The organism is Kitasatospora sp. NPDC048239, from assembly GCF_043202015.1.
GTDB lineage: Bacteria > Actinomycetota > Actinomycetes > Streptomycetales > Streptomycetaceae > Kitasatospora.
In genome coordinates this window covers 1-12,422 of sequence record NZ_JBICZP010000036.1, presented here as the reverse complement: position 1 = coordinate 12,422, position 12,422 = coordinate 1, and the positions used below count along the sequence as shown (strand labels likewise).

The 12,422-nt window shown below is 74.7% G+C and carries 2 protein-coding genes and 1 pseudogene; 1 reads left to right on the top strand and 2 read right to left on the bottom strand.

Annotated features, from left to right (window positions below):
* A partial coding sequence (locus ACGFZP_RS39270; protein WP_392942231.1) for a beta-ketoacyl reductase occupies positions 1-1,005 on the top strand: 1,005 nt, incomplete at its 5' end.
* A gap of 199 nt (positions 1,006-1,204) precedes the next feature.
* Here ACGFZP_RS39270 and ACGFZP_RS39265 read toward each other — a convergent pair.
* Positions 1,205-6,637: pseudogene (locus ACGFZP_RS39265) on the bottom strand (type I polyketide synthase); the annotation flags it as partial.
* 34 nt (positions 6,638-6,671) lie between these two features.
* The coding region (locus ACGFZP_RS39260) for a type I polyketide synthase (protein WP_392942228.1) at positions 6,672-12,422 on the bottom strand (5,751 nt) is incomplete at its 5' end.

Genomic DNA, 12,422 nt, shown 5'->3' with positions numbered 1-12,422 from the left:
CCCAAGGTCGACGCCGCCTGGAACCTCCACGAACTCACCCGCGAACTCCCCCTCAAGGCGTTCGTCCTCTACTCCTCCCTCGCCGGCGTCCTCGGCAACGCCGGCCAGGCCAACTACGCCGCCGCCAACACCTTCCTCGACACCCTCGCCGCCCACCGACAGGCAACCGGCCTGCCCGCCCACTCCCTCGCCTGGGGCCTCTGGGCCCAGACCGGCGCCATGACCGGCGACCTCACCGAAGCCGACCTCACCCGCCTCAGCCGGAGCGGCGTCCACCCGCTCACCGCCACCCAGGGCCTCGACCTCTTCGACGCCGCCCTGGCCACCGAGGAGCCGCTCGTCGCCCTGGCGGCCTTCAACCTCCCCGCCCTCCGGGCCCGGGCCGCCGACGACAACCTCCCGGCCATGCTGAGCGGCCTCGTCCGGGTGCCCGCCCGCCGGGGGACCGCGGCCCAGACGGCCGTGGTCACCGCGGCCCCGGCGCAGCTGGCGGCCGGCCTGATCGGCCTGCCGGCGGACGAGCAGCGGTCGGAGCTGATGGTCCTCGTCCGGGGCACCATCGCCGCCGTCCTCGGCCACGCGGACCCGGACGGCATCGACCCGAGGAGCGGCCTCCAGAAGCTGGGCCTCGACTCGCTCACCGCCGTCGAGCTGCGCAACCGCCTCAACGCGGCCACCGGCCTGCGGCTGCCGACGACGGTCGCCTTCGACCAGCCGAACGCGGAGGCCCTCACGGAGCACCTCCGCACCCGGATCCTCGCCGAGGCCGCTCCGGGCGGCGACCTCCCGCTCGCCGAGGAGATCGACCGGATCACGCTCGCCCTCGGCGGGCTCCGGGCCGATGACCACGCCGCCGTCGGCACCAGCCTTCAGGCCCTCCTGCGGGCCTGGCAGGACGCCGAGCTGCGGCACGGTTCGCCGGCCGGCGAGCCGGAGGAGGCGGACCTCGACTCCGTCACCGACGACGAGCTGTTCGCGGCACTGGACGACGAGCTGGGCCTGTAGGGCTCGGCAGCCGGTACGGCGCCCGGTCGGGATCTCCCGGCCGGGCGCCGCCGTCTGTCCGGGCCCGTCTTCAAGCCCCCGCCTGCGGGCCGGTGACCCGGGTGGTTCCGACCCCCTGTCCCCTGTCCCGGCAACGCAGACAGAAGACGGGCCGGGTGCGAGAAGCACCCGGCCCGTCCGTGTCGTTCCTCGAGGTCGGTCAGATCCCGAGGTCCTCCAGGAAGCTGAACATCTCGTCGTCCGTCGCGGAGGCGATCTGCTCGGCGACGTTGTCACCGGCGCCGCCGGCCTCGGCTTCGTCCAGGCCGGCCAGGATGTCCCGCAGGCGGCTGCTCAGCCGGCTGCGGACCACCGCCTCCAGGCTCTGCTGGGCGATCGACTTCTCGATGCGGTCGAGGTCGGCGAAGAGCCAGAGGTCGTCCGCCTCCTCCTTCACGTCCCCGAACCGGCCCGCCAGGTAGCCGGCGAGGGCGGTCGAGGTCGGGTAGTCGAAGACGAGCGTGGCCGGGAGCCGCAGGCCGGTGGCCGCGTTGAGCTGGTTGCGGAACTCCAGCGCGGTGAGGGAGTCGAAGCCGAAGTCCTGGAAGGGCTTCTCCGGGTTGATCTCCGACTCGCCGGCGAACCCGAGGATCGTGGCCACCTGGGCCCGGACCAGCTTCAGCAGCCGCTCCTGCCGCTCGGCCGCGGAGAGGCCGGCCAGCTGGGTCCCCAGATCGGCGGACGAACGGGCCTCCCGCACGGCCGTGCGGCGGTTGGCGGCCGGGAGGAGTCCGCGCAGCAGCGCGGGGACGTCGTCGCCGCGGTTGCGCAGGGCGGTGGCGTCGACCCGGAGCGGGACGAGGACCGGCCGGTCGGCGGTGAGGCCGGCGTCGAAGGCGGCCAGGCCCTGGGCCTCGGAGAGCGGGGGCAGGCCCTGGCGGCGCATCCGCTCCAGGTCCGACTCGGCCAGCCACTCGCTGAGGCCGGTCCGGGCGTCCCAGAGGCCGTAGACCAGCGCCGTGGCGGGCAGGCCGGCCGCCCGGCGGTGGGCGGCGAGGGCGTCCAGGAAGGCGTTGGCGGTGGCGTAGTTGGCCTGGCCGGCGGCCAGCACCATGCCGCCCGCCGAGGAGAAGAGCACGAAGGCGGCGAGCGGCAGCTCGCGGGTCAGCTCGTGCAGGTGCCAGGCCGCGTCGGCCTTCGCGCCCAGGACCCCGTCGAACTGCTTCGGGGTGAGCGCGTCCACCAGCCCGTTGTCGCCGACGCCGGCGGCGTGGACTACGGCGGTCAGCGGGTGCTCGGCCGGGACACCGGCGAGCAGGCCCGCCAGCGCGGTGCGGTTGGCGACGTCGCAGGCGGCGACGGTGACCTCGGCGCCCAGCCCGGCCAGCTCCGCGACCAGCTCCTCGGTGCCGGCCGCCGCCAGGCCGCGGCGGCTGGCGAGCAGCAGGTGCCGGACGCCGTGGGCGGTGACCAGGTGGCGGGCGACCAGCGCCCCGAGTCCACCGGTGCCGCCGGTGATCAGGACGGTGCCCTCGGGGTCGAGGACGGTGTCGGCGGCGGCGGGCGCGGCCTGCCGGGTGAACCGGGGGACGGTCACCCGACCGGCGTGGATCGCGAGCTCGGGCTCGTCCCCGGCGGTGACACGGGCGAGCGCGGTCAGGCTCTCCGGGGTGTCGTCGCCGAGGTCGGCCAGCACGAACCGGCCCGGGTGCTCGGCCTGGGCGGCGCGGACCAGGCCCCAGACCGGCGCGAGCGCCAGATCCGGGGTGTCGCCGGCGACGCCGCCCCGGGTGACCAGCACCAGGCGGGCGGTGGCCAGCTTCTCCTGGGCCAGAAAGCCCTGGACCAGTTCGAGGGTGCGGGAGGAGGCGCTGCGCAGCCGGTCGGGGACCTCGCCTTCGTCGGCGGCGGTGATCTCCGCCAGGATGTACGGCGCCTCCGTCTCGGCGAGCGTCTCCCAGTCGCCGAAGCGGTCGGCGTGGGCCAGGCCGGTGAGGCCCTCGCCCAGGACGGCCAGGCCGGCGGGGGCGCTGTCGGCGACCGCCGTGCTCGACCAGTCGACGCCGAACAGGACGTCGGACACGCGTCCGGCCGAGGCCAGCTGCTCCACCGACACCGGCCGCAGCCGCAGCGAGCCCACCGACAGGACCGGAGCACCGGCCGCGTCGGCGACGTCGAGCCGGACGCCGTCCGTGCCGGGGCCCTCGGAGGCGACCCGGACCCGGACCACGGACGCGCCGGTCGCTTGCAGGGACACGCCCTGCCAGGCGAACGGCAGGGAGGGGCGGCCCGGCTCCACGCCCTGGACGAAGTCGCCCAGGCTGATGGTGTGCAGGGTCGCGTCGAGCAGCGCGGGGTGGAGGCCGAAGCGGCCGGCCTCGGTGTGGGCCTGCTCGGGGAGTTCGACCTCGGCGTACACGTCGGCGCCGTGGCGCCAGGCGGCGGTGACGCCCTGGAAGGTCGGGCCGTAGTCGAGGCCGAGGTCGGCGAGGTGGTCGTACATGCCGTCGACGGAGACGGGTTCGGCGTCCCGGGGCGGCCAGGGGACCAGGTGGCCGGGGTCGGCGGGGGCGACCGGGGAGAGCAGGCCCTCGGCGTGCAGGGTCCAGGGCTGGTCGCCGTCCTCGGACCGGGAGTGCACGGTGACCGGGCGGTGGCCGCTGTCGTCGGGGGCGCCGATGACGACCTGCAGCTGGACGCCCTCGCCCTGGGGGAGCAGCAGCGGTGCCTGGAGGGTGAGTTCCTCGATGGTGGTGCAGCCGGCCCGGTGGGCGGCCTGCAGGGCGAGCTCGATGAACGCGGTGCCGGGCAGGATCACGTTGCCGTGGACCTGGTGGTCGGCGAGCCAGCCGTGGGTGCCGAGCGAGAGCCGGCCGGAGAGCACCAGCTGGTCGGTGGTGGCGAGCTGGGTCACTGCGCCGAGCAGCGGGTGCTCGACGGTCGACAGGCCGGCGGTGCCGACGTCGGCCGAACCCTCGACGGAGGCCAGCCAGTAGCGCTGCCGGTCGAAGGCGTAGGTGGGGAGCTCCACCGGTGCGGCCTGCTCGGGGAGCAGGGTGTTCCAGTCGATCTTGGCGCCGCGGGTCCAGAGGGTGGCCAGGGCTTCGGTGGCGGTCTGGGTCTCGGGGCGGGTGCGGCGGGCGAGGGCGACGGCGGTGAGGTTGGTGTCCTCGGTGAGGGTCTGGCGGGTCATCGCGGTGAGGACGGCGTCGGGGCCGACCTCGACGAAGGCCGTCGCCCCGGCTTCCGCGGCGGCGGTGATGCCGTCGGTGAAGCGCACCGCGTCCCGGACGTGCTGGACCCAGTACTCCGGGTCGGTCAGCTGTCCGGCCTCGGCCAGTGCACCGGTGACGTTGGAGACCACCGGGATCGTCGGCTCGCTGAAGGCGATCTGCTGGGCGACCGCACGGAACTCCGCCAGCATCGGGTCCATCAGCGGGGAGTGGAAGGCGTGGCTGACCCGCAGCCGCTGCGTCTTGCGACCGCCCTCGGCCAGCTGCTCGGCGATCGCCATAACAGTCTCGTCGTCACCTGAAATCACGGTGGCGTTGGGCCCGTTGAGGGCGGCGATGGAGGCCTTGTCCTCGTGCCCGGCGAGCAGCGGCAGCACGTCGGCCTCGGCGGCCTGGACGGCGACCATGGCGCCGCCGGCGGGCAGGGCCTGCATCAGGCGGCCGCGGGCGGCGACGAGCTTGGCGGCGTCGGCGAGGCTGAACACCCCGGCGACGTGGGCGGCGGCGATCTCGCCGATCGAGTGGCCGATCAGCACCTCCGGGCGGACCCCGAAGGACTCCAGGAGGCGGTAGGCGGCGACCTCGAAGGCGAACAGCGCGGGCTGGGTGTAGCCCGTCTGGTCCAACTCCTCCGACTGGAAGCACAGATCACGCAGCGAGCGCCCGAGGTGCCCGTCCAGTTCGGCACACGCGGCGTCGAAGGCCTCCGCGAAGACCGGGAAGCGCTCGTACAACTCCCGGCCCATACCCGCACGCTGGGCACCCTGACCGGTGAACAGCGCACCCACCTTCGGGGTCCCGGCCGCGGTGCCCTGGACCAGGCCGACCGCTGTCCCGCCCGCGGCCAGCGCGGCCAGCCCGGTGGCGGCCTCGTCGCCGACGACGACCGCCCGGTGCTCGAAGACCGCCCGCGAGTGCAGCGCCTTCGCGACCGCCTCCGGGGCCGCCTCGGGCCGCCGTGCGACGAACTCGCCCAGCCGGTCGGCCTGTCCGCGCAGGGCCTCCGCGCTCGCGGCGGACAGCAGCCACGGCGTCGGCCCGGCGGCCGGGGAGGTCTCGGCGGCGGCCTCGTCGGCCTCGGCCTGCTCGATGATGACGTGCGCGTTGGTGCCGCTGATCCCGAACGAGGAGACACCCGCCCGGCGCGGGCGGCCGAGCTCCGGCCACGCGCGCTCCTCGGTCAGCAGCTCCACCGAGCCCGCCGCCCAGTCCACGTGCGGACTCGGCTCGTCCACGTGCAGGGTCTTCGGCAGGACGCCGTTGCGGATCGCCATGACCATCTTGATCACGCCGCCGACGCCCGAGGCCGCCTGGGCGTGCCCGATGTTGGACTTGAACGAGCCCAGCAGCAGAGGCTGTTCGCGCTCCTGCCCGTACGTCGCCAGGATCGCCTGCGCCTCGATCGGGTCGCCGAGGGTGGTGCCCGTGCCGTGTGCCTCGATCGCGTCCACGTCCACCGTGGTCAGCCCGGCCTGGGCCAGCGCCTGCCGGATCACCCGCTCCTGCGAGGGGCCGTTCGGCGCGGTGATGCCGTTGCTGGCGCCGTCCTGGTTGACGGCGGAGCCGCGCAGCACGGCCAGCACCCCGTGGCCGTTGGCCTTGGCGACCGACAGCCGCTCCAGCACCAGCACGCCGACGCCCTCGGCCCAGGAGGTGCCGTCGGCCGAGGAGGAGAAGGACTTGCAGCGGCCGTCGGCGGCCAGGCCGCGCTGGCGGCTGAACTCCAGGAACATGCCGGGGGTGGCCATCACGGTCACACCGCCGGCCAGCGCGAGGTCGCACTCGCCCTGCCGCAGCGCCTGCGCGGCCAGGTGCATCGCGACGAGCGAGGAGGAGCAGGCGGTGTCCACGGTGACCGCCGGACCCTCGAAGCCGAGCGTGTAGGAGACCCGGCCGGAGATCAGGCTGCCGCCGCTGGTGGAGGCGTACACCTCGCCCAGACCGTAGTCGTGGTACATCACACCCGCGAACACGCCGGTCCGCGAGCCGCGCAGCGAGCGCGGGTCGAGGCCGGTGCGCTCGACGGCCTCCCAGGAGGCCTCCAGCAGCAGGCGCTGCTGCGGGTCGATGCTGAGCGCCTCCCGCGGGGAGATCCCGAAGAACTTCGGGTCGAACTCAGCTGCGTCGTAGAGGAATCCGCCGCGCCGGCAGTACGAGGTGCCCTGGTGCTCCGGGTCGGGGTGGAACAGGCCGTCGATGTCCCAGCCGCGGTCCTCGGGGATCTCCGATACGGCGTCCCGGCCCTCGGAGACCAGCTCCCAGAGCTGGTCGGGGGAGGAGACCCCGCCGGGGTAGCGGCAGGCCATGCCGACGATCGCGATCGGTTCGCGGTCCTTCTCCCGGACTTCCTGGAGCCGCTGCCGGGTCGAATGCAGCTCGGCGGTGACTCGCTTGAGGTAGTCGACCAACTGCTCTTCACTGGCCATGGGTTATCGCCTTCCTCACTGCACCGGCTCAGGAGAGCCCGAGTTCGTTGTCGATGAAGCTGAGCAGCTCGGCCGCGGTGGCGGCTTCGAGCTGACCGGTCACGTCCTCCGTGCCGGCGGGCCGGGTCAGCTTCTTCCAGCCGGCCAGCAGCTGCTCCAGTCGGGCGGTGATCTCCTCGTGGTCGCCCTCCTCGGCGGCGCCGGCGGTGTTCAGGGCGATCTCGACGGCGTCGAGTTCGGCGAGCAGCCCGCGTCCGGCAACCGGCGTGCTCGGGGCCAGCGCGGTGAGCAGGTAGCCGCACAGGGCGACCGGGCTCGGGTAGTCGAAGACGAGCGTGGCGGGCAGGCGCAGCCCGGTTGCGGCGTTCAGCTGGTTGCGCAGCTCGACGGCCGTGAGGGAGTCGAAGCCGAGGTCCTGGAAGGCGCGTTCGGCCTCGACCGCGTCGGCGGAGGCGTGGCCGAGGACGGCCGCGGCCTTCTCCTGGACGAAGCGCAGGACCGCCGCCTCGCGCTCGGCCCCGGCCAGGCCGGTCAGCCGGCGCTCCAGCTCCACCACCCCGCCGGCCGCCGCCGCACCCTGCGCGGTGCCGCGGGTGGGCGCCGGGAGGAGTCCGCGCAGCAGGGCGGGGACGTCGTCGCCGCGGTTGCGCAGGGCCACCGGGTCGACCCGCAGGGGGACGAGGACGGGCCGGTCGGCGGTGAGGCCGGCGTCGAAGGCGGCCAGGCCCTGGGCCTCGGAGAGCGGGGGCAGGCCCTGGCGGCGCATCCGCTCCAGGTCCGACTCCGTCAGGCCCTCGCTGAGGCCGGTCCGGGTGTCCCACAGCCCGTAGGCGAGGGCGCTCGCGGGCAGGCCGGCCGCCCGGCGGTGGGCGGCGAGGGCGTCCAGGAAGGCGTTGGCGGTGGCGTAGTTGGCCTGGCCGGCGGCCAGCACCATGCCGCCCGCCGAGGAGAAGAGCACGAACGCGGTGAGCGGCAGCTCGCGGGTCAGCTCGTGCAGGTGCCAGGCGGCGTCGGCCTTCGGGCCGAGGACCCCGTCGAACTGCTTGGGCGTGAGCGCGCTCACCAGCCCGTTCTCGCCGACGCCCGCGGTGTGGACCACGCCGGTGAGCGGGTGTTCGGCGGGGACGGCGGCGAGCAGTCCGGCCAGTGCGGCACGGTCGGCGACGTCGCAGGCCGCGATCGTCACCTCGGCGCCCAGCGCGGCGAGTTCCGTGCGCAGTTCCTCCGCGCCCGGGGCGCGGTCACCGCGGCGGCTGGCGAGCAGCAGGTGCCGGACGCCGTGGGCGGTGACCAGGTGGCGGGCGGTCAGCGCACCGAGGCCGCCGGTGCCGCCGGTGACCAGCACCGTCCCGGTCGCGCCGAAGACCGGCTCCTCGGCGGGCACGGCGGTCTGCCGGGTCAGCCGCGGGACGGCCACCCGCCCTTCGGCGACCGCCAGTTCGGGCTCGTCGCCGGTGGCGGCGCGGGCCAGCAGGGCCAGGCTCTCCGGGGTCTCGTCGGCCAGGTCGGCCAGCACGAAGCGTCCGGGGTTCTCCGCCTGGGCGGCGCGGACCAGGCCCCAGACCGGCGCGAGCGCCAGATCCGGGGTGCCGCCGGTGACCTCGCCCCGGGTGACGATCACCAGTCGGGAGTCGGCGAGCTGCTCCTGGGCCAGGAAGCCCTGGACCAGGTCCAGCAGCCCGTACGCGGCCGCGCGGACCCGGCCCGGCACGTCCTCGGCCGACCCGGTCGGAGCCTCGACCAGCACGTGGTCGGGGGCGGACCCGGCGGCGGCCAGCTCCATCCAGTCCGCGAACCGCTGTGCGCCCGGCAGCGCGGCCAGCCGGCCCTCGCCGACCACGGCGAGGGTGCCGGAGGCGGTGGCCGGAACCGCGGCGGCGGTCACCCAGTCCAGGCCGAACAGCACGCTCGCGGCGTGGCCCGAACCCGCCAGCTGGGCGGCGGACACCGGCCGGATGCCGAGCGACCCGACGGACAGCACGGGGGCGCCGGTCGCGTCCGCGATGTCGATGGTCACGGCGTGGTCCTCGACGTAGGACATCCGGACCCGGACGGTGGTGGCGCCGGTGGAGCGGAGGGTGACGCCCGACCAGGCGAACGGCAGCAGCGTCTCCTCGGTGCCGTCCTCGCGGCCGAGCAGCAGCATCATGTGCATCGAGGCGTCGAACAGGGCCGGGTGGACACCGAACCGGGCGGCGTCGGCGTGGGCCTGCTCGGGCAGCTCGACCTCGGCGAACACCTCCCGGTCGCGCCGCCAGACCGCCTTCATGCCCTGGAACACCGGCCCGTAGCTGTAGCCGCGTCCGATCAGGTACTCGTAGGCGCCCTCGGCGTCGACCGGCTCCGCGCCGCGCGGCGGCCAGTTCACCAGGTCCTCGTCCGCGGTCGCCGGCTCCGGCGCGGCGGGGGCGAGCAGGCCCTCGGCGTGCACGGTCCACGGTGTCTGCGGGAGGTCCTCGGCGCGCGAGCAGACGGACACCGGGCGGTGGCCGGACTCGGCGGGCGCGCCGACCAGGACCTGCACCTGGAGTCCGCCCTGCTCGGGCAGGACGAGCGGCGCCTGGAGGGTCAGCTCCTCCAGGACCGGGCATCCGGCCTGGTCGCCCGCCCGGATGGCCAGCTCGGCCAGACCGGTCCCGGGCACCAGGGTGGTGCCGTGGACGGTGTGGTCGGCGAGCCAGGGGTGGGTGGTGAGCGAGAGGCGGCCGGAGAGGACCAGCTGGCCGGTGGTGGCCGGCTCGGTGACGGCGGTGAGGAAGGGGTGGTCGAGGGTGTGCAGGCCGGCGGTGGCGAGGTTGCCGGTGGGGGCCTGGCTCTTGATCCAGTAGTGCTGGTGGTCGAAGGCGTAGGTGGGCAGTTCCACCGGTGCGGCCTGCTCGGGGAGCAGGGTGTTCCAGTCGATCTTGGCGCCGCGGGTCCAGAGGGTGGCCAGGGCTTCGGTGGCGGTCTGGGTCTCGGGGCGGGTGCGGCGGGCGAGGGCGACGGCGGTGAGGTGGGTGTCCTCGGTGAGGGTCTGGCGGGTCATCGCGGTGAGGACGGCGTCGGGGCCGACCTCGACGAAGGCGGTCGCCCCGGCTTCCGCGGCGGCGGTGATGCCGTCGGTGAAGCGGACGGCGTCGCGGACGTGCTGGACCCAGTACTCGGGGTCGGTGAGCTGTCCGGTCTCGGCCAGCGCACCGGTGACGTTGGAGACCACCGGGATCGTCGGCTCGCTGAAGGCGATCTGCTGGGCGACCGCACGGAACTCCGCCAGCATCGGGTCCATCAGCGGGGAGTGGAAGGCGTGGCTGACGCGTAGCCGCTGGGTCTTGCGGCCCTCGGCGGCGAGCTGCTCGGCGATCGCCGTGACGGCCTCGTCGTCACCCGAGATCACGGTGGCGTTCGGTCCGTTGAGGGCGGCGATGGAGGCCTTGTCCTCGTGTCCGGCGAGCAGCGGCAGGACATCCGCCTCGGCGGCCTGGACGGCGATCATGGCGCCGCCGGTGGGCAGGGCCTGCATCAGGCGGCCGCGGGCGGCGACGAGCTTGGCGGCGTCGGCGAGGCTGAACACCCCGGCGACGTGGGCGGCGGCGATCTCGCCGATGGAGTGGCCGACCAGGATCTCGGGGCGGACCCCGAAGGACTCCAGCAGCCGGTAGGCGGCGACCTCGAAGGCGAACAGGGCGGGCTGGGTGTAGCCGGTCTGGTCCAACTCCTCGGACTCGAAGCACAGATCGCGCAGCGAGCGCCCGAGGTGCCCGTCCAGTTCGGCGCAGGCCGCGTCGAAGGCCTCCGCGAAGACCGGGAAGCGGTCGTACAACTCCCGGCCCATGCCGGTGCGCTGGGCGCCCTGACCGGTGAACAGCGCGCCCACCTTCGGGGTGTCCGTGGCAATTCCCTGGACGAGGCCGGCCACCGTGGCGCCCTGCGCCAGTGCGGCCAGCCCGGTGGCGGGCTCCTCGCCGAGGACCACGGCCCGGTGCTCGAAGGCCGGGCGTGCGGAGAGGGCGGCGGCGATCGCGTTGAGGTCGGACTCCTCCTGCCGGCCGAGGAGTTCGGCGAGGCGGGCGGCCTGACCGTGCAGGGCCTGCGGGCTCTTGGCGGACAGCAGCCACGGCGCCGGACCGTCCACGGGGGAGGTATCGGTGACGGTCGCGGCCTCGGCCTGCTCCAGGATGACGTGGGCGTTGGTGCCGCTGATCCCGAAGGAGGAGACGCCGGCCCGGCGCGGACGGCCCACCTCGGGCCAGTCGCGGCGCTCGGTGAGCAGTTCGACGGCGCCCGCCGTCCAGTCGACGTGCGGGGTCGGCTCGGCCACGTTCAGGGTCTGCGGGAGGATGCCGTGCTGCATCGCCATGACCATCTTGATGACCCCGCCGACACCCGCCGCGGCCTGCGAGTGGCCGATGTTGGACTTCAACGAGCCGAGCCAGAGCGGCTCCTGGCGGTCCTGGCCGTAGGTGGCGAGCAGGGCGTTGGCCTCGATCGGGTCGCCGAGGGTGGTGCCGGTGCCGTGCGCCTCGACGGCGTCCACCTCGGCGGTGGTGAGCCCGGCCTGGGCGAGGGCCTGGCGGATGACCCGCTCCTGGGAGGGGCCGTTGGGGGCGGTGAGACCGTTGCTGGCGCCGTCCTGGTTGACGGCGGAGCCGCGGATGACGGCCAGCACCCGGTGGCCGTTGGCCTGGGCGGCGGAGAGCCGCTCCAGCACCAGCACGCCGACGCCCTCGGCCCAGGAGGTGCCGTCCGCCGAGGAGGAGAAGGACTTGCAGCGGCCGTCGCCGGCCAGACCGCGCTGGCGGCTGAACTCGACGAACGCGGCCGGGGTGGCCATCACGGTCACGCCGCCGGCCAGCGCGAGGTCGCACTCGCCCTGCCGCAGCGCCTGTCCGGCGAGGTGCATCGCCACCAGCGAGGAGGAGCAGGCGGTGTCCACGGTGACCGCCGGGCCCTCCAGGCCGAGCGTGTAGGAGATGCGGCCGGAGGCGACGCTGCCCGCGCTGCCCGTACCGACCATGCCCTCCAGCTCACCCGGAACGGCGGCCAGCGGCGGCGCGTAGTCGTGGTACATCGTGCCCGCGAACACACCGGTTCGGCTGCCCCGGAGGCTGAGCGGGTCGATGCCGGCCCGCTCCACGGCCTCCCAGGAGGTCTCCAGCAGCAGGCGCTGCTGCGGGTCGGTCGCGGTGGCCTCGCGCGGCGAGATGCCGAAGAAGCCCGCGTCGAACCGGCCGGCGTCGTGCAGGAACCCGGCGTGGCGGCAGTACGAGGTGCCGGAGTGCTCCGGGTCGTCGTCGAAGAGGCCGTCGAGGTCCCAGCCGCGGTCGACGGGGAAGGTGGAGATGCCGTCCCGGCCGTCGGCGACGAGTTGCCAGAGGTCCTCGGGGGAGGCGACTCCGCCGGGGTAGCGGCAGGCCATGCCGACGATGGCGATCGGGTCGTCGTCGACGGCGGTGGTGCGCACGGTGGTGGCGGCGGTCTTCGAGCCGAGGAGCTCCCCGGCGAGGAAGCGGGCCAGGGCGGTGGGGGTGGGGTAGTCGAAGATCAGGGTGGCCGGGAGCTGGAGGCCGGTGGTGCCGTTGAGCTGGTTGCGCAGTTCGAGTGCGGTGAGGGAGTCGAAGCCGAGTTCCTGGAAGAGGCGGTCGGCGTTGACCGCGCCCGCCCCGGCGAAGCCCAGCACCGCGGCGACCTGGGTGCGTACCAGTTCGAGGAGGTGGGTTTGGCGGGTGGTGTCGTCGAGGGTGGCGAGGTGGTCTTGGAGGGCGGTGGTGGTGCGGGTGGTGGTTGTGGTGGCGCGGCGGAT